Origin of the sequence: Fictibacillus fluitans (genome assembly GCF_030418125.1) — a bacterium.
GTDB lineage: Bacteria > Bacillota > Bacilli > Bacillales > Fictibacillaceae > Fictibacillus_C > Fictibacillus_C fluitans.
This window is the reverse complement of sequence record NZ_JAUHTR010000002.1, coordinates 198,316-220,096: the sequence shown is the minus strand read 5'-3', so window position 1 is coordinate 220,096 and position 21,781 is coordinate 198,316. Positions and strand designations below refer to the sequence as shown.

The window sequence follows — 21,781 nt, the reverse complement described above, 5'->3', positions numbered from 1 at the left end:
TGTAATAAGCATTTATCGACACAGAAACACTTCTTTCTCCCAGAGTATTTTTATCTAATCCATTAATAAAAAGTCCAATTCCTCTTGATCAAGCCCCACCGTTTCAAAGTCTGATGGTGTGTATTCAGTGCTTTCCTTGCTGGTGCAATGTTCAATAATTTGAATAAATTTTTCACTCCAAAGATTCAGTAATCCAGTGATTTGTTCCTCCGTGTATACACTGCATCCATACGTTACTGAAAAATGCACTTCCCCTTTTAAAATCCAAACTGAAACATCCAATTGTACATTTAAATGATTCTCTGGGCCGGTATCCAATCCAATCGTTTCATCGGCCAGTGTGAACAGCCCAGGAACCTCCAGGCCCTCAAAATCTCCAAGATAGTTAAAACGAACGGTTTGATGTTCCCATTTTCCGGCGGCGATATTCTTATTGTTCAAGTAGCGATTGATAAGATAATCAAAGCCTTTGTTCGGCACCGTTCGGAGTTGTTCTTTTATATATTTGATTTGCTCACCCAAGCTGTTATCCGGCAATTCAAACATGACTGGATAGATGCTTGTAAACCATCCAACGGTTCGTGATATATCAATTTCTTCATTAAACTCTTCTCTTCCATGACCTTCGAGCTGCATTACAATACATCGATCCTTACTCATATCCAGCAGGGCCATGGCGAGAGAGGCAATCAGGAGATCTACGGACTCCGTTTGATAGGCTGTATTGGCATCAAGAAGCCATTTTTTGGTTAATCCCCGGCCCATTGCTTTATGTGATGTTAGCGTATCCCTCATTAAAACTGGGGAATGAGGCGAATCAAACCTCGTCTTCCGAAGAAATTGTTCCTCAAGTAACCCCCAATGCTGAGTGTGCTTGCTGGGCATTTCTTGTGCATACTCGTTAACTTTTTCAACCCAGTTACGGTAAGATGTCGTCTTTGCTAATTGATGGTTGTCATTTCCATGCTGTTTGCCGGAAAGAATCAGTGCAAAATCTTCAAGAAGTATTCGCCACGAGACACCATCGATCACAAGATGGTGGACAATAACCAACAATCGTTTCCCCTGAGTTCCCAGGTCAAAGCAGGCTCCTTTTATCAGTAATCCGGACTCAAGGTCAAAATCCGATTTGAGATGTCTACCCATTTCAGCAATCGCTATCATCTGTTCGGCATATTCCATTGCCGAAAGATCAAAAACATTTAATTGGAAATCTTTCTCTAAATGAATAGGATTATAGAAAAGAACAGTGTTATTGCGAACGTTCATACGTAAGCTGTCATGCTGCCTGACCAATTCCTGGAATGCTGACTCTAGGTCGTGATCACCCATCCAGTCGCTTAATTCCAATAAGATAGACTGATGATAATAGTCGGGCTGACTGAAATGCTGGTCAAAAAACCATGAATGAATGGGAGACATCCCCACCTCGCCTTCAACGGGTTGATCATCCATGTTACGCTGCTGATTGTTTTTCATACAGGAAGCCATCTGTCCAATTTGAGGATTGGCCAGAATATCTTTTGTTTTAAGGGAATATCCCCGTTGTTTTAAACGGGAGGACAACTGAATAGCCTTAATGGAGTCTCCCCCCCATTCATAGAAATCATGAATGAGCTCAATAGTATCTACTCTTAATACATCCCGGAGTGCATCCACTAAAATTTGTTCGGCTTCTGACATTTGTATCATTCCCTCCGATACAACTAACGGGGATACCGGCTCAGGAAGCTTGGATCGATCTACTTTACCGTTCGTCGTTAAGGGAATTTGATCTAAAGCTATGAAGTGAACGGGAATCATATAGGCAGGAAGAGAATGAGATAATATCTTTTTAAGAGCTGATGTATCCATTTCCTCATTCAAAACGACATAGGCACAGAGCTGCTTTCTTCCATCTTTAAGAGTCCGATCCAATACATGAACATAATCTATTTCTTTAACATCCAACAGTCTTGCTTCAACTTCCTCCAGTTCAATCCTGAATCCATTGATTTTGACCTGATGGTCTTTCCTGCCTATGTACTCCAGAAGACCATTTTCCATGAAGCGAACCAAATCTCCCGTTTTGTACATCCTTTTACCATGCTGAAAAGGATTAGGAATAAAATGGCTATCCGTTATGTCAGGTCGTCGCCAATAACCACTTGCAAGCCCGTCACCAGCGATATACAGTTCTCCTGTGCTTCCCTCCGGTACTGGCTGTTGCTGTTCATCCAATACATATAATTGAACATTGTCCGCCGGTTTCCCGATTGGAACAGAGACACCCGTGTCTTTTGCAGGATCAAAGTGGTGAATCATACAGCCTACAGTAGCCTCCGTTGGCCCATATTCGTTGAAAATTTTAATCTCCTGATTAAATTGGTTCTGCACTGTACGTGCTGTTACACTTTTTAGATTTTCACCACCGACGATCAACGTTTGAAGAGAGGTATTTTCGTACCCAGAATCCTTTATCAGTGATAAATGGGATGGAGTAAGCTTTAAAACAGATACTTTATTTTCACGAAGGATCTGGAATAAAACAAAATCCTCCTCTGACTCTTTGTAAATTTGAATCTCATGGCCTCCAATTAAAGGAACAAACAAGGAGGTTAGCGTTAAATCAAAGGATAAAGATGAATAAAGTGCAAACACTTCTGTCTCGTCTTGGACATATTTTTTGTTCGCCCACCAACAGTAGTTTGTAAGATTCTTATGCGAAACCCTTACGCCCTTTGGTTTCCCTGTCGAACCTGACGTATAAATCATATAAGCAGTTTCAGCGGGTTCTGAACTCATCCCCACATTGAACAGATTTGGTCCCGGCTCATCATCCATTTTTTGCAGCTGCAGAACTTCTCCCTTATAGTCCACTTCTGCCGGAAGAGTTTGGTTGGTTAATACATGATTAAGGCCACTATCAAAAATAATATCTGCCAAGCGTTTGGCAGGATATGTATGCTCAAGCGGTACATAAGCAGCACCTATTTTTAGAATGGCCAATATTCCTGCCACCAGATCGATCGAATGCGGCCCATGCAGCCCAACCTTATCCCCTTTTCTAACTCCAGAACTGATCAGGGAATGAGAAATCCGGTTCATTTGTTCATATAATTCCCCATAGGATAATTGAACAGGGCCGTCACTGATTGCTGTCTTTTCAGGTGCCTTTTGAACCTGTTCTTCAAAAAGATGGATGACTGTTTTATCATGCGGGTATTCTCTTTTGGTTTGATTGAACTCGGAAAGCAATCTTAATTTTTCGCCGGGTGTTAATATCCCAATATTTCGAATTTTTTCTTCAGAGTTATGTATGACCGTATTAGCCGTTTCTATTAACCTGCAAAACATACTTTGGACATCGTCTTCAGTAAATACGGATGTTTGATAATCGATTTCTATCGAAAGCTGTCCTTTTTCCCACTCTTTTATAATCAGTTGCATGGGAAGCGCTTGTTCCCCGGGGTGCATTTCAATCAACGTAAAAGGGTTGTCCGATAGTAGAGATACAGGTGAAAAAGGATAATAATTTACAGCTAATTGGAATAACGAATCATAACCGCGTTTTTTTAACTGAAGGTCTTGAATCAGCAGATCATATGGATATTTCTGATGGAGATAGGTTTGGCGAATTTCCTTTTTTACCAGCGAAAGCATTTCAAGAACTGAGTAATTGGGATCTATGGTGAAGAGCAAAGGCAAGGTGCTTGTAAACATACCAATTGTCTTTTTTTCGTGAGAGGTTGTTCGATTATAGACAGGAGCAGCAAGTGTAAAGGATTGCATCCCGTATACTTTGTATATGTATATCGTAATCAAAAGCATAAAGAAATCATTAATGGAACAATTATAGTTGTTAATCCATTCATGGATGGATGATGTCAGATTTTTGTTTATGGAATAGGACTTTCGTTTTGCCTGTAACTCTCCAGGCTTTACGTGAAATATGGGGTCGGGGATGTTCTTAAACTTATGGTTCCAGTATAACCGGTCTTTTTCAGCCCTTTTTGATGTAAGGTATTTCGTTTCCCGATCAATAAAGTTTGTATATAGCGGCAAGTGATCAAGGGTCACATTTTCATAAGCACGGCTAATCTCTTCTGTCAAAAGCTGCATTGACCATCCATCAAAAAATAAATGATGCAGCTTGGCAAATATTCCGTAATGATCATCCGAAATTTTAAAAACCTCGAAAAAATAGGATGGGAAACCATGGAGAAGCAGTGGTTTCTTCAACTGAGTTTGAAGCCATTTATTATATTCACCCAATGGGTCAGAATAAATGGTAAAATTCATAAAGTTAAGATTAAAAACGTTTGGAAAAGATAATGTCTGAACTGGTTCTTCTTGCCTCCGGGACATATTAAATTGAAACGCCTGATGATTTTGAATGACGGATTGGATAGACTTTATAAGATGGGAAACATTGATGTTCCCCCTAATTTCTCCTATACCGCAAATATGGTGAATCGCCGTTTCAGGGAACAATTGTTCATTGTACCAAATCCTCTTTTGCGGATGACTCAACGCATAACAGTACTTTTCATTTTCGTTCGGTATCATATAAATCCCTCATACCTTCCCTCACAAGTAGCATGCAAACCAAATAATACCATGAAGAATTACCTAGGTCTAGAACCTATTCACAAATAAGGTAATATATAACTATTATTGATCCGAATATCACGTTCCATTAGAATCAGCATTAGGAAAGCCTGCCAATTGACAAGGTTAAAAAGTCGGATAACTGAAGAGAGTCTTTGTACCTTGTTAATTCCACTAAAGAACCCATTAATTTTTCAAATATAATGATAGTCACTAACATCTCGACTAAAAGAATGTTTTATTTATTTGCCTTTCGCTTGTTCACCAACTTAATTTTTATAATTAAAATTTATTTGACTGTTAATGCTTCAAAGATATGAAATGAATAAATGCTCTACAAAAATAAAAAAAAGAAAAACAAACACCTAGTAGTAATTTATTACCATTCCATTTAGATTAAAATCAAGGTCATTATTACTACATACATCAGATTTCGTTCGGCCAGGGAGGAGAAGCCATTGTAAGTATCCCTCTCCCATTCAATTTAAGAAATAACAGAAAGCGGCTGACCAAGATTATATGGTCAACCGTTTTTGATGACAATTATAAAGATAATGATTCCTGTTCATGAGGTTCCATCATTCCGTGCAGGCCGTTGAAGATCTCCTTCATCTGTCCGTAGCCTGTTATGTACAGGTTCATTCTCTTTTGATGATAAGGTGCTTCCTTTTCATCCGGATGGAAGACAAAGCTGCTTTTATCCAGCTCCCAATGATCCATAACCTCTGTTAACGATGGAAAATCCTTCACACCAACGGCAGCAAGCATCGCCGCACCGAGCGCAGCGCCTCCCTTACTGGCCTTGACATGTACAGGAATTCCAAAAACATCAGCCACCACCTGCCCCCACAGGGGATGCAGGGTGGCGCCTCCGGACAGGACCAGCCGCTCAGGCGTGCAGCCCGTCCGGCCTTTGAGATACTCCATGGAATGGTACAACGAATAAACAACACCTTCAATCAAGCCCCTGACCGTTTCGGCCCTGGTAGATTGGGCGGTAAACCCGATAAAAGCGCCTTTGGCTCCGGAATCCATATACGGTGTTCTCTCCCCCGCAAGATATGGCCAAAAAAGGGGAATTCCCCTGTCTTTTCTGGCATTGCTTCCTTCATCCATTAATTGTTTGATCGGGATTTGGTTTTTGTACTGCTGTGCTGCAAGCCAGGATAAGGAGGCTCCGGCAGAAAGGGTCGCACCCATAACCGCCCATTTCGCTTGTTCCGGATGGCAGAGCGTATGAATGGTGTCCTTTGACTGGTTGAACAGCTCAGAGCTTGTCACAAACAATTGCCCGCTGGTTCCAATTGTGCACAGCCAGGTCGATTCCTCCATCACTCCGTTTCCGATGGCCTGGGCCTGGGCATCCCCGCATCCGCAAACAACCGGTACCCCTTCTGCCAGGCCAAGCTCCATGGCTGCCTCTTTTGTGACCTGCCCTGTCGTTTTGGTAGATTCACAGAGTGAAGGCAGCTTGTTCTTTTCGATATCGGCCTTGCTTAAAATGTCATCTGACCACTCTCTTTTGGAGAGATCCATCATTAATGTCGCAGATCCGTCGGTATAGTCCGTTTCCCTGCTTCCGGTCAGGTACATGCGGATATAATCCTTGGGCAGCAGGAAGACATCGGTTTTCTGATACAGGTCAGGATAATGCCTTTTGTACCACATGATTTTACCCAGAGAAAAGCTGATGTTCGGCTGATTTCCGGTGGTATCCACCCACTGTTCTGTGGAATACCATTCCTTTAATTGCTGAGCTTCAGCTTCATTTCTCTGATCACTCCAAATAATGGCAGGTGAACAAACTCCGCCTTCCTGGTCCACCGGAACAATGCCATGCATTTGCCCTGTCATTCCTATGGATTTTAATTCACCGTACTCCACCGGATTGTTTTCTTTTATCTCGGCAATGGCTTTCTTAAGCGCAGCAATCCAGTCAGAAGGGTTTTGTTCCATCCAGTTCGGACTCGGGGTATGGATGGGATAAGCTTTTGATGAGGCACTCACCACTTCCCCTCTGCTGTTCACTAATAAGACTTTTAACGAAGACGTTCCAAGGTCAATTCCTAAGTAACAGTTCATCATGACTCCTGAGGGGTGCGCCGTTGTATTCCGTCAGATCTGTCTCCAGCACAGGCTTTGTAACATCCAGTGGAATGTAGAGTGTTTTAATTTCACAGGGCTTGAACGAAACTTCAACTTCCCGCTCCGATTCAGGAAGATGGATGCTCGCAACGGTTTCCGTTTGATGGGCTTCGTATAAACGCAGGACAATCCCTTCGCCATCCTCTGATTTTTTCAGCGCGGTAACAATCACATTCGGCGCATCCACCGATAAGAAGGAATGGGTTGCCGGTAAGCGGCCCTGATGATAGGTTTCCACCACCGTCGGGCATTTTTGGTTCACCTCATGCGCTGCACGAATCGTCCCGGCTGACTCCCATCCGCCCGTGTGGGGAAGGATGCTGTACGTAAATGTTTGCATGCCCTGATCAATATAGGTATAGGATTCATCGGTCTGAACTTCATATGGATCATGATGGGCATAAATAGGACTTCTCAAAACCGTCAGTCCAACCACATTTCCCAGGATATCTGCACTGTATTTACCATCATTAATCAAACTGACTCCATACCTTTTCTTCACACTTTTGGATGTGCCCGTAACATCCAGCCATTGCTGCATGCTTTCTTCCTCCCCGTTGGCCTCACGGGTAATGGTGCCAAACGGGATATCATACGTGTTGGTTCTGTGGTTCAGATTAAGAGGGAAAAGCAGCTTCAGCGTTTTATGCTGCTCCTGCCAGTTCACCTTTACTTTCACATCGATTCGTGGACTTTGCGCATGCAGGGTAAAGTCCTGGGTAATCGTCGATTGATTGAATCGGGTCGTCACCCGGACGACATGGACGACCGGACCTTTCTCCATCACCTTGATATGAAGCAATTTCGCAGATTCACCCTGCTGGTTAAAATGAAGCTTGCCATGCCCCCATGTATCGGAATGATCGTCTATAATGGCCGGCAATGCGGCAGGACCTTCAAAAACCTGCAGCTCGTGCTCTTTGTCATAAATGTTCAGACCGCCCGTCTCCTTGTCAAAGGTAATATGATAGCGGTCGCTTTCGATTGTATTGGGCCGACCCGTTACATCTGCCGGGATAGTTTCACTGCTGCCAGGCCGGATTTTATAAAGGGCATAGCCCAGTGCCGGCAGCTTTGCCATAAACGCAATGCGTTTTCGTCCCGGTACTTTGGCATGCGGCTTGATAAACTGGTGGGGCACCTCATTCCCGTCGGCATCCACAACATGAACATCGGCAATGGATCCATAATTGCCAAAAATGCCCCATTCCACTTCAACAGCTGTGGTTACTTCCCACGCATGGGGGTTGAAAGCGACAACCGGTTTCATGCCTTCCTCTTCGTCGATCTGAATGTCCCAGGAGATGGCCTGCAGCGCATGATTCAATCCCCGTGAAGAAATGCTCAGCGCTTCTCCGTACATTTCATTGGCGTCCTCATAAGCTGACTGAATGCTTGTGCCTGCCAAAATGTCATGAAACTGGTTAAACAGGATGTTTTTCCATGCACGATTATAATCCGCCGGATAAGGCTGATGCGTCATAACCGAGGCGATGCTTGAAAACTTCTCAGCCACAAGGAGGCGGTTTTCCGCGTCACGGTTTTTCTTTTTAACCTCCGAATGGACGGAGTAACAGCCGCTCGCATGGTGCTGCAGATCATCGTGGACCACGGGAAGAAGATGTTCTTTCCCTTTAATCTGTTCAAAATATTGATTCGGATCACTGAAGATGATTTCTGTTTCCTGGTCGCTTTGCTTCAGTGACCGGATCTCTTCAATATTTTCCTTTGTTGGGCCGCCTCCGTGATTACCTACGCCATAAAAGCACATGCCCTCATCTTTTGCATACGTAAGCTCCGGTTTGCAAAGCTCGATATGGGAAGACATATTGCCGAACGTACAGTACTCAAAAGGAATCCGGTAAGCTGTAACTCTTGAACCGTCATTGGATTCCCAGACAAACAGCCGCCCCGGAAGACCTTTTTCATCAGGCCCTGGTCTCATAAAAACATAGGCATCCATTCCGGACTTTTTCAGAATCTGCGGCAGCATGCCATGATGGCCGAAGCTGTCCACGTTATAGCCGACCTTGGCAGTAACCCCGAACTTTTCGGAAAAGTACCGCTGGCCGAGCAGTCCTTGCCGTACAAAGGATTCTCCGCCGGGAATGTTGCAGTCCGGCTGGATCCACCAGCCCCCGCACAGCACCCATCGGCCTTCTTTTACGCGCTCCTGAATCTCCTTAAACATTTCAGGATGATTCTCCTCAATCCATTCATAAAACTGTGCCGAGCTGGAAGTGAAAATAAAATCATCGTATTCATTTAACCGGTCCAGCGCGGAACGGAAGGTCGCTTTTGTTTCCTGAAAGCCCTCCTGCCACTGCCAAAGCCATACCGGATCCAGGTGGGCATTTCCAATCATGTGCAACTTTTTCATAAAGTAGCCTCCTTAGCCTTTTGCGGCGCCGCTTAACACGAATCCCTGGGACATATACCGTTGGGCAATGCCATAGAGTACAAAGGTCGGAATCATGTACAGCATGGAATACGCGGCAAGCTGGCCATATTGAACCGTGCCGAATTGTCCGAAGAACTGAAAGATCGTGACCGAAGCCGGAAGCTTATCCGGTGACTGCAGCAGAATAAACGGAACAAAGAAATTGCCCCAGCTTCCGATGAAGGTAAAAATACACACCGTAAATAGTCCAGGAACCATAAGCGGTGCCACTACACGCCGCAAACTTGTGAACAAAGACGCGCCGTCAATCCACGCGGATTCTTCAAGTTCAACAGGCACATTGTCCATAAAGTTTTTCATCATCCAAATCCCATAAGGAAGGGAAGAAGCAGACAAAAACAGCATCGTTCCAATGATTGAATCCTGCAGATTGATCATGAGGAACAATTGATACACAGGAACCATAACAGCGGTGATCGGAAGCGACGTCAAAAAGAGAATGACCAGCATCAGCTTCTGTTTTCCTTTCAACTTAAATCGTGATAATGGATATGCCGCTAAAGCAGAGCAAAACACAACGATCAGCGTCTGGCAGCCTGAAAGCAAGAGACCGATCATAAACGCTCTCTGGTTAGCAGGATCAGAAAGAACGGACGAGTAATTTGACAATGTAAACGAGTCCGGAAGCTTCAATGACTGTTGTGCCTGTGAATCGAACGAAGCCACGATCACCCACAGGAGCGGGAGAATAAACATGGCCGCAATAAATAATAAAGAGAAGTAAGGGAGTATATTTTTGGTTCGCCGATAGCCCATTTTTTTCATATGGATTCGCCTCCTATTCTTGATCGGTTTTCAGGAATTTAATGTACAGCAGACTGAACGTGATGCCGATCAGCAATAGAATTAATGAGATGGCTGTACCATAACCGAGCTGATAGTTCACAAAGGCCTGCTTATACATAAACACTGGCATGGTGGAGGTGGAATTCGCCGGCCCTCCGCCTGTCATGGTATAGATGAGGGAAAAGACCCCCAGCGTTCCGAGCGTGATGACGACCAGATTGGTTGAAATCGTATTTTTGATCGAAGGGATCGTGATGCGCCACAATCTCTGCCATCTTCCGGCTCCATCGACCATGGCAGCTTCATGGATTTCCTTTGGCACCCCGTCAAGCGCCGCCTGAAACATCATCATGGAATAGGCGGTTCCGTGCCATATGTTAGCAATAACAACGGCAGCCATTGGAAATGTGTATAACCAGGAAACAGGACCGAAATTAAAAATGTTAAGTAAATGGTTAAGCGTACCGTTATCACTAAAAAAGGTAACAAAAGCAAACGCACAGATAATCTCCGGCGTTACCCACCCGGCAATTACGGCAGTTCCTGTAATCCGTCTGACGGTCGCGTTCTTTTCTCTCATCAGCATCGCCAGGATAAAGCCAAGCACCTGCTGACCCAATATGGCTGACATCAGGAGGAAAACCATCGTTTTCATAAAGGAGGTTTTAAACGAAGGATCCTGAAACATATTGGTGAAGTTTTGAAAGCCGACATACTGGATATTTTGTGCTGAGGCACCGGTCAATGACATGTCGGTAAAGGCAAAATAAAAGGTCATTATGATCGGACCGGCAAAAAAGATGCCGAGTAAAAGCAAGGATGGCAATAAAAAAATAAGGGCTTGAAGCCATTTTCTTTTGTTTGAAGACTTTTTCTTTCCCTGGGTATTCCACTTTTGCTTCATCGATGTTTCTGCGGTTGTGTCCATTTCCATCACCCTTTGTGAATAGAGAATGAAATCCCTTCAGGATTTCATTCTCCCTTTTTATGGCTATTGAACCTCGATATTCTTCTCTTTCACCAGTCGTTTGAGCCCGTTAATATAATCGGCCGTGGCTTGTTTCGGTGTTTTCTTGCCGGATGCCACACTTTCCACTGTTTCCTGGATGAGCGTGGATACGGAAGGATAGCCGTCTACTGCAGGGCGGAAATTGGTCTTTTTCAGCATTTCACCGGCTTCTTTATAAACGCCGAGCGGCTGGTTCAAATAATCCTTTTCCTGCTGAACATCGCTGCGCACCGTCATATCTCCTGTTTGTTTTGTATAATTCAACTGATGCTCTTTATCCGTGCTCATCTGGATAAACTTCCATGCCAGGTCTTTTTCGTCGCTGTTTTTAGGAACGGACATCGCCCAGCCCCCGGACATGGATGTTGTTTTCGGATCCTGGCCTTTTTGCGTTGGGAATGCGGTAAAGGCCCATGTATCGAGAGCTTTTGGCCATGGCTTGCTGCCGCCTTCCCTCCAGCTTGCCGTAACCCAGTTGCCGTCCATCACCATCGCTACCTTATCATCCGGCATTAAGCCGTTGGCCAGTGTCTGGGCTGCTTGTCCGTCTGCCGCCTGGCTCATGCTTTCACCGAGCTTTTTGTCAAATACTTGCTGAACAAAGCCTAATGAATCTTCTACCGCTTTCTGATTGACCGTCCACTTTTTGCTGTCATAGTCGTACAATTCTGCTCCAGTTCCGCTGTGCAAAACCTGGAAGGTACGCATGCTCGTTGACTCTCCTGTCGCTTTGCTCGCGTACAAAAATAACGGAATCACATTCGAGCTGGATTTTTTCACGGCTTGAGCGGTCTTCATGACCTCTTGCCAGTCTTTTGGTTCATACGGCAAGGTCACCCCTGCTTTTTTCAATAGTTTTTTGTTATACCATAATCCCTGAACATCGGTGCTGAATGGAACGCCATACATTTTTCCATCCGAAGCGGTGATCCCTTTTTTCGTTGTATCAACGAATTTGTCCCAGTCTCCCCACTTTTGAAGCTTTTGATCGAGCGGTTCCAAATATCCTGCCTTTGCATCCGCATCAATCATAAATGTATCTTCGAGCACGACATCAGGAGCTGTCTTTTTTGATTTCATCATCATGGCCATTTTAGAGCTGATTCCGCCCTCATTGGCCGTTAACGGCTGGAGCTTAATATCCACCTTTGGATTTTCTTTTTCATAATCCTTTTCCAGATCCTGAAGCCACTTCTGCCACCAGTTGGGGTACGCGACGGTAATCACTTTTTTTCCGCTGTCCGAACCGGCTGAATCACTGCACCCCGACAGAACTGATAATCCTAAGGAAACCGTTGCAATTGTTAAACCTGCCTTTTTAATCAACTTCATAACCCATTTTCCCCTTTCTATTGACGAACGTTTTTGTATACGCTTTCATATCAGGCTGAACCTTCAAATGCTGAAGCGCGACGGAAAGGCTGGCATAATCTCCAATTTGCTCACCCAGTTCAGCAGGAACAATTTCACAAACCTTTAATGCCTGCGGAAGTGATTCCTTTTTCAATTCCTCCATTACCATCGGTTCCAACAGCTGCTGCTGCCTCGAATAGATACTGCCGATTACGATGCGCTCGGGATTGAGGATATCAACCAGGAGAGCAATTCCCCTGCCAAGCTTTCTGCCTACCTGCTCATAAATCCATTGTGCGGTTGAGTCACCCTCATGGGCAGCAAGCGCAACTGTTTTAGCGGTAATCAACGGGATGTGGTCCTTGTCCTTGCAAAAGGCTGGAATTCTCCCTTTTTCCAGCTCGCCAAGCACAACCTCCTGAGCAAACCGGGCAATACCGCCACCGCTGCAAAAGCCTTCAAAGGATCCCCTTTTGCCATAGCCCTCCGGCCCGTCTTCCTCCAAACGGATATGACCTGCTTCTCCAGCCATATCATTGGTTCCGGAATAAAGCTGGTTATTTAAAATCAATCCGGCTCCCATTCCCGTGCCAAAGGTTAGAAAAATCATGTTGCCCACACCTCTTCCGGCACCCCATTGCCACTCTGCGAGTGCACATGCATTCGCGTCATTTTGGAGAGCAACCGGTGAGCCAAAAGCTTCCTGTAAAGGAGTAAACAGATCGATCCGGTCCCAATTGGGCAGATTAGGGGGCGAAAGGATGATTCCATTTTTGGAATCCAATGGACCGCCGCAGCTGATCCCAATCGAATCGACTTCCTTCACATGATATTTTTTCATTAACTGAAAAATCGATTGGATAAAAAAAGTAACAGCTTCCTTTGGGGAAGACGGTGTATCGGTGCTTATCTTTTCTAAAATCGTCAGCTCCCCGGTACAGAACGCAAGAGAGACAGCAAGTTTGGTTCCGCCAATATCAATGCCTGCCAGCACCTTTTTCATACAAACCACTTCTCCTCAAGCATGAGGCAAAGCGTATGATAGATTGGGAGGTGCAGCTCTTGAATATCTGCTGTCCGCCTTTCCGGAACACAAATGGCAGCATCGCATAAATCCTTCATTTCTCCGCCGTCCTCACCTGTAAACCCGATGGTCTTCATGCCAAGCACCTTGGCCACTTTAACGGCCGCAATAACATTTTTTGAGTTGCCCGACGTGCTTAATCCAATCAGTACGTCCTCTTTTCGGCCGTAGCCGTATACCTGCTGAGCAAACATCATACAGGGATCCACATCGTTGCAGAAGGCCGTCATCAAGCCGGATTGACTGACCAGAGAGATTGCCGGCAACGCTCCTTGCAGGTTATCTGCCAGCCATTGCCCTTCCTTGCCAAACATCGTATGAAAATCACTCTTTGTCTGATTGGATAATGACCGTTTGCTGTAAAAGCCCTTCATCAATTCACCCACGATATGATCGCTGTCTGATGCGCTCCCCCCATTTCCGCAAACGAGCACTTTTCCTCCCGCACGATAAGCGCTTTCAAGAATTTCGTAAGCTTGAATAATGGAATCTTCACAGCTCTTCAGCATCTGGTATCGTGTAAACAGCCGGTGCAATAAGGGGTGGTCCATAACCGTCGTTTCCATGGCTCATCTCCTTAAATAATTGGTAGTCTCCGCAGTGCTTTCCCGCTCAATCAACTGGTGAGGAAAAATGATTTCCTTTTTCTCCGTTTTCTTTTCTACAATCTGTTCAATTAAGCAGCGCATGGCCTCAGCTCCCATTTCAAAGGAGTCTTGCCGGATGGTGGTCAGCTTGGGCCGGAACATCGTTGACAGCTCCGCATCATCAAACCCAATAATGGACATATCCTGCGGAATCCGGAATCCATGATCCTGCAAATAATTGATCGCGCCAACCGCCATCACGTCAGAGCAGGCAAACATGGCGGTGGGAAGTTCGTCTTGTTCCATAATGGTTTTCATGCCACGGTAACCGTTATTGATATCATGAAAATCCGAGAATACCCAATCATCATGGACGGCAAGTCCCGCGTCCTGCAATGCTTGCTGATATCCCCTGTAACGTTCGTAACCGGTTGAAATATCATAATCGGGCCCTTTTAAAATACCAATCTTTTCATGGCCTTTATTAATCAGGTATTTGGTTGCTTCATAGCTGGCTTTAAAGTTATCAATGAGAATATAAGGATAAGGAGTTTCTTTGATTTGCTGTCCGAGAAATACTGTTGGTATTTCGAACTCATTAAAAAATTGGCGGTGGAGATTTGTGAATTGACTGACTGAGAAGATAATTCCATCCAATTGACGGTCTTTAAAAATAGAAAGGTAGTCTACTTCTTTTTCCATATCCATGTGGGATACGGTAAGCAGAATGTTAAATCCATTGGCTTTGGCCACCTGCTCTGCTCCCTCAATTAACTGGGAGAAAAAGGTGTTGGCGACCTTTGGGATCATCAAGCCTATTAATTTGGTTTTTCTGTGTACCAGTCCCCTGGCTACTTCGCTCGGCGCAAAGCCGGTTTCTTTTATTACTCTCTCAACTCTCTCTCTGAGTTCGCTGCTTACAGGTTTACTATTGTTGATCACCCGTGACACGGTTGTTACAGAAACACCTGCTTTTTGTGCCACTTCTTTAATTGAAATTCTAACCAGTTACACCCCCTGCAAGAACAGGAAAACGTTTTCCTGTAGATTTTGAGTTTATTCTACCTGAGTAAATTCATTACGTCAACACAATACTCAGAAAATTATCACTACTTTTTACCCACTTCATGTGGGCAAAAAGCCACAAAAAAACCGATGAGCATTTTGAGAAAGCTCACCGGCACTTCTTGTTATAATTTGTTGAGACATATGCCTAAAATAGGTTAGATTATCTGAGAGAGTTTTAATCTAGTATGAAAGAGTGAATGAATTGAAACGTGCCTTTTATCTTTTGCTAATGGTAATGACAATTATGCTTGGCCTTGCCTCAAGAGCATACGGCTCCTCACTTCCAGCAATCATTGCTGAAAATGCAGGAGACGCTCTTTGGGCAGCCATGGTGTACTTTGGATTTCGGTTTCTATTGGTACGGAAAAGCCTGCTTACAGCCATGATGCTTAGTATTTTGTTCAGCTTTGCTATAGAATTTTCACAGCTCTATCAGGCTGACGGGATCAATCAGATTCGGGATACAGTGGTAGGGGCACTAATCTTGGGCAAAGGATTTCTGCCGGTTGATTTGGTGAGGTATACCTCAGGAATCCTTGCCGCTGCATTTTTGGATCGATGTTTTTTGCATAGCAAATCAAGGAGACGATAGCCGGGGATTGAAAACCTACGCCATAATCCCCATATCCTTCTCCAGTACCTCGCCCTTCAGCGGCTCGTTCTTCAAATACCGCTGAAACTCCTCAAGCATGCTTTGTCCCATCCGTGCACACTCCGCTCCTTTGCTGCCTGCAATGTGCGGCGTCAGCACCACATTTGGGAGAGTAAATAGAGGCGAGCCAGGGAGAGGCGGCTCGGGATACGTCACATCCAGGATCGCAGTGATGTCGTCGCGATACGCCAGCACCTCTATCATTTCATCCTCCCGCACGATGGCCCCGCGCGCAGTGTTAATAAAACTGGCGTTTGGCTTTAACAGGGAGAGATGCTCTCCGGTAATCATCCCCCGTGTTTCATCCAACAGCGGCGTGTGCAGGGAAACAACGTCTGCCCGCTGAAAAACCTCTTCAAGTGAACACAGCTCCACACCTAAACTTCGGGCAGCCTCTTCGCTTACATAGGGATCATAGGCAATCACCTTTACATCAAACGGCTCCAGCAGCTCACATACCCGGCGGCCGATTTTACTCAATGAAATAATTCCCACTGTGCTACCATACGCCCCAGCTCCTGCGGATATGGATTTCTCGGGATAAGCGCGTTCCTGCTGAATGCTCCGCACATAGCGCCAGCCGTTTTTTAAGGAAAACAGAATCTGTGACAGTGTAAATTCCGTGACCGGTACGGCATTTGCATCCGCCGCATTGACGATCCGGACGTTTCTTCTCCATGAAGCCGGAGTGGCAATAGTTTTTACGGTTCCAGCAGCATAAAAAACGGCATCCAGACGGGGCGCTGCCTCCAAGAATTCTTCGTCAAGCGTTGGCCCTCCCCATCCCGAAAAAACAACTTCAACATCCTTGAGCAATGACAGGTTATCCATAACCTGATCCCTGGTCAAAAAAGGAAGATCTCCATCAACCAGTGCTTGAATTTGTTCGCGTATATCTGATGGATACACCCAATCAAAAGGGGCTTCATCCATGATAAATAAGCCTTTCATACCGTTTGCACTCCTTTTTCCACTTAACTTTTCAACGCATGATCTCTCGGAAAGTCCATTCCTGACCATGCCTTTTTTGAGGTCCAATTTTCATCCTGATCCCGCCAAAAGGAAGCCGATTCCGGCAATCCCAGCGGCAAGAAGACCAGTGAACACAGATAGACGCTGCCATTGGTGATGTAGTGTTCACCAATGCCGGGCTGATGACCGCAAAACCCAACCGTTAGCCAACCGTCATCACTATACGTTCCGGGTGAATGCAGGCACTTTTTCAAAACGGCGGTCAACCCGCACCGAACCTGGGCGGATGATACACTCTCCGGCAGATCTTCTCGCCATGCGTGCTGCGCCAGTGTATGAAAAACACCGCAGCGGTAGGCAAGTGACCGGCCAACGGGCGGAAACGTGCCCTCCGGAGAGATTAAACGTTCAAGAATTTCCGCATAGCGCCGCGACCTATCCTTCACCGTCTCCACTCTTACCTGCCAGTCCTCATAATGAGAGCCAACTGCCTCCAGCACCTCGAGCAGCATCGGCTGAATAACAAAGCTGTTATAGTAATCAAAACGAAAATGGGGACCGTCACTGTAGACGCCATCCCCCGCATACCATTGCTCCATCTGCTTGATGGCATAGTCAATCCGCATAGGATCCCAGTCGCTTTCACCCATCCGCTGCAAAGCGGCTTCAATCACGGCAGAAAACAAAAGCCAATTGGAGAAGACGGGCTTTCGTGAACGGGTCGCTTTTAAAGCGGTGATCACATTCCTCTTCACATGCCCGTCCAGCTTTTCCCACAGCTCGGTCGGTGCCCGAAGAATTGCCTGAGCCAAAAATGCGGTGTCAACAATCGGCTGGAAGCCCTCTGAATAGTTCATATAATCGGGGGATGCCGGGTCTGTTCCAGCATCAATCGCCTGACGGGCCAGCTCACCATAATGCTTTCGAAGATGTTCTTCACTGCCCTCTGATTTTCCTTCAAGCCACGGTGCCATGCCGACAAGCAGACGAGACAGTGTTTCCAGATAAACATACGACTCTCGGTCTGCACCTTCCTTCATTTCCACCTTCATTTTTGCTTTCAGCTCTCTTTTAGCGAGTACTTCAAGCGGAGTTCTGGCCAGGGTAAGCATCGTGACCAGCCAAAATGAGCGCGTGGAATCATCCATCCAGTCCACCCGCTTTTGCCTTCCCTTCCAGCCTGAGGAATGCGCAATGAGAAAACCACATTGAAAGAAAGCCTGCACCACTCACATAAAAGAAGACAGAAAGCCCAGGAATCTTGTAGCAACTATACGTTACCACCAGGATACCCAGCCCGCTCATCACCGTCATCAGCGGTGATGACAGCCCGACAAACAGCGCATTCTTCACACAATCCAGGATTCCGCCTTTAAAATGAACCATCACCGGAAAAAGATACAGCAGTACGATGACAAATAAAAAGAACAAACCAAGCAGTAAAACCTTCAGCACACCAATTACTAAATAATCGAGCGGGAACATCAGTTTTACATTCACCCACAATAGCCCTCCGAACAGCACCATAAGATACCCCAGCATGTTCGCTTTTACAAACTGAGCCCGGTACTCTCTCCAGAACTGCCGGATAAGTGAAGGACTTTCCTCTTTTCGAATCCATGAACGCTCAACTGCAAACAACGCAGCGGTTGCCGGGAAAATACCGCCGATCACCAATCCCGCCAGACTGAAAAGAAGCCACAGAACATTTAAAAACGCGAACCGTGCAAACCATACACAGGCCATATAAAAGCCGCCAAAGGCCGTTCCATCCATCAAACTTCCCTCCTATGCAAAGAAAGGAGGATTTCTCCTCCTCCTTCAACTTACTTTCTATTTTCGACCCAGGCGGTGCTTTCCCGCTGCGCTTTATCCAGCGCCTGCTGTGCCGTGCGCTTACCCGTTAAGGCAGCTTCTATCTCTGACGTCAAGGTAAAGCGCGGCTGTGAGGAACCCCATGGGTATCGCGGTGTCACTGGACTTCTCATCGCTTCAAACACTGGCTGCATCAAAGGCATTTCCTTTGTGCTCTTCCAGGTTTTTGCGGCTTTAATGGCTGGAATGGCACCAACCTCTTCAAAAATATACTTTTGGGCAAATTCATCTGTCGCAAATTTAATCCATTCCCAGGCCAGGTCTTTATTTTTACTGCTCTTGGCAATCGCCAGCGGGCTTCCCGCAAACAATCCGCCTTTTCCGTCCTTGTTTTTAAACTCTTGTGCGATGCCAATGCGGTCCTCAAGCCCCTGGGCATATGTCGGTTTGATGGTGTCGCCAGGTCCCTGGTTCATCATGATGGCAACGTTGTTATCCTTGGTGAGCCATTTTTCTGAACCCTGGTTGCTGACAAGGCCCTTTGGCGCATAATTCTTCATGTCGAGCAGCCAGTCCAGCCCTTTTTTCATCTCAGGGGAATTAAAATTGAACTTCACGTCTTTCCAGGCAAAGCCTTCTCCCCATTTGCCGTTTTGTCCTTCAGCCAGATCGATCAAGGTGAACGCGGAGGACCAATCACCGCGGAACCAGATGCCATAGTTCTGCTTTCCGGTTTTCGGGTTTTTCCCGGTCATTTTCTTTGCTTTCTCCGCAACCTCCTTCATGGTCGGATGGTCAGAGAGATAGTCAACACCCCAGTCGTCAAACAGCTTTTTGTCATATGCGATAAAACGCGCGTCTCCCAAAAACGGAAGGCCGTAGATTTGCAGCTTGTCGTCGTCCTTGCCAAGCACCTTCCAGCCATCAACCTGACTGTCGATAAACTTGTCCAGATCCATTTCCTTGTCTTTATCGATGTACGGCTGAAGAGGTTCCAGTACACCCTGCGGCGCAAAATCGGCAAGCCCAGGCATCTGGTACACATCGGCTTCATTGGAGGTAATCATCGCCTGTGTTTTTTCCGTGTATCCTTCCCAGGGCATCAGGATAAAATCAACGCTTGCACCCGGATGCTGTTTTTCAAATTCCTCTTTTAAGACGTCAATGCCCTTCACTTTTTTCCCTGTAATCGGGTCGGTAGCCGTTTTGTCCTTAAAGTCCCCGATCATCTGCACCTTGATCTTTTTTCCTGCCCACTTTCCGTCCGCTTTTCCTGAGGTGTCCGAGCTTGAACAGCCGGTCAGCATAATCATGACAGCCAGCATTAAAATGAGCGATAACGAAATCCCTTTCCGAATGTGTTTCATTTTTTCGCCTCCTTTAAAATGGGTCCTACTCTCCTTTTACTCCGCTGAGCGCAATGCTTTGAATAATGTATTTTTGCAAAAACAGGTACAAAATAACGATCGGCAGGACACTCATGGTCGCCAATGCCATCGTTAATCCGCCAAGGCTTGTCCCATTCTCGAGGGAGAAGCTGGCGAGATAAAGAGGAACCGTCTGCAGCTCTTTGCTGTTCAATACAACGAGCGGCCACATGAAATCGTTCCAGCTCCAGATAAAGGCCAAAATGATCATCGTTGCAACTATCGGCCCGGCAAGCGGAAGATAAATGCGGAAGAAGGTTGTAAATTCCCCTGCTCCGTCAATTTGCGAAGCCTCCCTCAGTGTGTCAGGCAGCTGGTCAAAGAACTGCTTGCAGAGAAAGATCAGCATGCCGCTGATCAAAGACGGCAGAACGAGCGGCCAGAACGTATTAAGCAGGTGCACCGAATTAAACAGCTTGTACAACGGAATCAGGCGCGGCTCCATGGGGATCATGAGCGTGCAAAGCACCACCACAAACAGCACCTTTTTTCCTTTGAACCGTCCTTTGGAAAAGGCGTATCCTGCGAGCAGTGATGCCGATACCCCGATAAACACAGAACTTACGGTTACGATCCCGGAGTTCAGGTAAGCCTTAAGCAGGCTTCCGTTTTCAAATACGATGCCAAAGTTAAATGAAGATGGGCTCTTCGGTATTAATTTGGGCGGAAAGGGCATCGTGACATTGGCAGTACGGTCAAATCCCACGCTCACCATCCAGACGAAAGGCGTAATAAGCAGCAAACCAAACAGCAGCAAAATAGCGAACTTGAAGCCTCCAGCAATCTGTTCTCTCTTTTTATAGGAAGATCCAGCTTTCATACAACACAACCCCCGTTCACTTATATTTTCATTTTGGAAAATTTCAGGTTGATAAACGTGAAGACCAGTATCAAAATGAACATGATATAGGTTGCGGCCGAAGCGATTCCGAACTCGAACCCTGTAAAGCCCCGTTCGTAAATAAATGCTCCCATCGTTTGAATCGACCTTGCAGGACTGCCGTTCGGTCCGCCCAGCACATAGACTTCATTAAAACGCTGCAGTGCTCCAATCCATCCGGTAATCAGTAAAAAGGCGAAGGTTCCTGCCATATTGGGAATGGTGATGAAAAACCATTGCTGCAGCCCGCTTGCCCCGTCGATTCGTGCGGCTTCGTACATTTCACTCGGAATCGCCTGGAGATTGGCAAGACAGATGATGATGACAAAACCAATCCAGTGCCAGACCGCAAGAATGATAACCGCCCACTTTGAGGTCGACGGATCAGAAAGCCAGCCTGGAGTCGGAAGACCGATGGCGTGAAGGACGTAGTTGACGATCCCCATTTCCGGATGAAGCACGAAAGCAAAAATCATGGCAGCGGCAACGATGGATGTCACATTGGGCAGGAAATAGAGTACCTTGAAAAAGTTCTGTCCCCGCTTGGTAGAGTTAATGAGTGATGCAAAGATAAAACCGAGCGGGATCGTAATCATGATTTGGAAGATGCCGATATAAAAGGTGTTCCATACTGAGTTCCAGAACGAGTTCGAGGTTAAGACAGATTTAAAGTTTGCGAGTCCGATATAATTCTCGACCGTTCCATTGGATTGATAGAAGCTGAGACGCAGAGATTCAAACACAGGGTAGACCATGAACAGCAGGATTCCCAGAAAGCTCGGAATGAGGAACACATACCATTTCAGCCCCCAGTCCTTCCGTTTGCTTTGCACCTTCTCCACTTCCATTTTTACGTTCAGCTCAATGCTGTTGTTAGCCATGACAGCCTCCTTTCAAGTGGCAGGGTAAATATAAAACGCTTTCATTTATCTGTTTTAATTTTACTAATTTT

General features: G+C 45.9%; 16 protein-coding genes. 1 reads left to right on the top strand and 15 read right to left on the bottom strand.

The window, feature by feature from the left end; all coding sequences use genetic code 11:
- Window positions 1-54: 54 nt before the first annotated feature.
- The 9 genes from QYB97_RS06340 to QYB97_RS06300 all read right to left on the bottom strand — a co-directional run bounded on the left by QYB97_RS06340 (window position 55) and on the right by QYB97_RS06300 (window position 14,999).
- Window positions 55-4,548 carry an amino acid adenylation domain-containing protein gene (locus QYB97_RS06340; RefSeq protein WP_301165136.1) on the bottom strand — a complete coding sequence of 1,498 codons (4,494 nt, stop codon included), beginning with the start codon at window positions 4,546-4,548 and terminating at the stop codon, window positions 55-57.
- A gap of 585 nt (window positions 4,549-5,133) precedes the next feature.
- Window positions 5,134-6,672 (bottom strand): xylulokinase, encoded by a 1,539-nt coding sequence (xylB, locus tag QYB97_RS06335; protein ID WP_301165135.1) that lies wholly within the window; start codon window positions 6,670-6,672, stop codon window positions 5,134-5,136.
- Window positions 6,650-9,115 carry an alpha-mannosidase gene (locus tag QYB97_RS06330; RefSeq protein ID WP_301165134.1) on the bottom strand — a complete coding sequence of 822 codons (2,466 nt, stop codon included), beginning with the start codon at window positions 9,113-9,115 and terminating at the stop codon, window positions 6,650-6,652. The genes xylB and QYB97_RS06330 overlap by 23 nt, the downstream gene beginning before the upstream one ends.
- 12 nt (window positions 9,116-9,127) lie before the next feature.
- Window positions 9,128-9,961 (bottom strand): carbohydrate ABC transporter permease, encoded by an 834-nt coding sequence (locus QYB97_RS06325; protein WP_301165133.1) that lies wholly within the window; start codon window positions 9,959-9,961, stop codon window positions 9,128-9,130.
- A gap of 13 nt (window positions 9,962-9,974) precedes the next feature.
- The gene (locus tag QYB97_RS06320) at window positions 9,975-10,886 is read right to left on the bottom strand and encodes a carbohydrate ABC transporter permease (RefSeq protein WP_425589769.1); all 912 of its coding nucleotides are present in this window, start codon (window positions 10,884-10,886) and stop codon (window positions 9,975-9,977) included.
- 87 nt (window positions 10,887-10,973) lie between these two features.
- Window positions 10,974-12,323 (bottom strand): extracellular solute-binding protein, encoded by a 1,350-nt coding sequence (locus QYB97_RS06315; protein WP_301165131.1) that lies wholly within the window; start codon window positions 12,321-12,323, stop codon window positions 10,974-10,976.
- Entirely contained in the window at window positions 12,310-13,347 is a 1,038-nt protein-coding gene (locus QYB97_RS06310; protein WP_301165130.1) for an ROK family protein, read from the bottom strand. The genes QYB97_RS06315 and QYB97_RS06310 overlap by 14 nt, the downstream gene beginning before the upstream one ends.
- On the bottom strand, window positions 13,344-13,994 hold the full coding sequence (locus tag QYB97_RS06305) for a D-sedoheptulose-7-phosphate isomerase (protein WP_301165129.1): 651 nt from the start codon (window positions 13,992-13,994) through the stop codon (window positions 13,344-13,346). Before QYB97_RS06305 ends, QYB97_RS06310 begins: the two co-directional genes overlap by 4 nt.
- 3 nt (window positions 13,995-13,997) lie before the next feature.
- On the bottom strand, window positions 13,998-14,999 hold the full coding sequence (locus tag QYB97_RS06300; protein ID WP_301165128.1) for a LacI family DNA-binding transcriptional regulator: 1,002 nt from the start codon (window positions 14,997-14,999) through the stop codon (window positions 13,998-14,000).
- A 313-nt stretch (window positions 15,000-15,312) separates the two neighbouring features.
- On the opposite strand from QYB97_RS06300, the gene QYB97_RS06295 reads away from it, so the two are divergent.
- Window positions 15,313-15,675: a ribosomal maturation YjgA family protein gene (locus QYB97_RS06295; RefSeq protein WP_301165305.1), complete on the top strand. Its 363-nt coding sequence runs from the start codon at window positions 15,313-15,315 to the stop codon at window positions 15,673-15,675.
- A 15-nt stretch (window positions 15,676-15,690) separates the two neighbouring features.
- Here the strand turns inward: QYB97_RS06295 and QYB97_RS06290 are convergent, their stop codons facing one another.
- Genes QYB97_RS06290 through QYB97_RS06265 form a run of 6 tightly spaced genes read right to left on the bottom strand, consistent with a single transcriptional unit; the run spans window position 15,691 to window position 21,710 of the window.
- Window positions 15,691-16,686: a hydroxyacid dehydrogenase gene (locus tag QYB97_RS06290; RefSeq protein ID WP_301165127.1), complete on the bottom strand. Its 996-nt coding sequence runs from the start codon at window positions 16,684-16,686 to the stop codon at window positions 15,691-15,693.
- 23 nt (window positions 16,687-16,709) lie between these two features.
- Window positions 16,710-17,855, bottom strand: a complete 1,146-nt coding sequence (locus QYB97_RS06285; RefSeq protein ID WP_301165126.1) for a DUF2264 domain-containing protein — start codon at window positions 17,853-17,855, stop codon at window positions 16,710-16,712.
- Complete coding sequence (locus QYB97_RS06280) at window positions 17,848-18,483, bottom strand: YesL family protein (RefSeq protein WP_301165125.1); 636 nt, start codon at window positions 18,481-18,483, stop codon at window positions 17,848-17,850. The genes QYB97_RS06285 and QYB97_RS06280 overlap by 8 nt, the downstream gene beginning before the upstream one ends.
- Before the next feature lie 50 nt (window positions 18,484-18,533).
- A complete protein-coding gene (locus QYB97_RS06275; protein WP_301165124.1) occupies window positions 18,534-19,889 on the bottom strand; it encodes an ABC transporter substrate-binding protein in 1,356 nt (451 codons plus the stop codon).
- A gap of 25 nt (window positions 19,890-19,914) precedes the next feature.
- The gene (locus QYB97_RS06270) at window positions 19,915-20,769 is read right to left on the bottom strand and encodes a carbohydrate ABC transporter permease (RefSeq protein WP_301165123.1); all 855 of its coding nucleotides are present in this window, start codon (window positions 20,767-20,769) and stop codon (window positions 19,915-19,917) included.
- Window positions 20,770-20,789: 20 nt separating this feature from the next.
- A complete protein-coding gene (locus tag QYB97_RS06265) occupies window positions 20,790-21,710 on the bottom strand; it encodes a carbohydrate ABC transporter permease (RefSeq protein ID WP_301165122.1) in 921 nt (306 codons plus the stop codon).
- Window positions 21,711-21,781 lie beyond the last annotated feature (71 nt).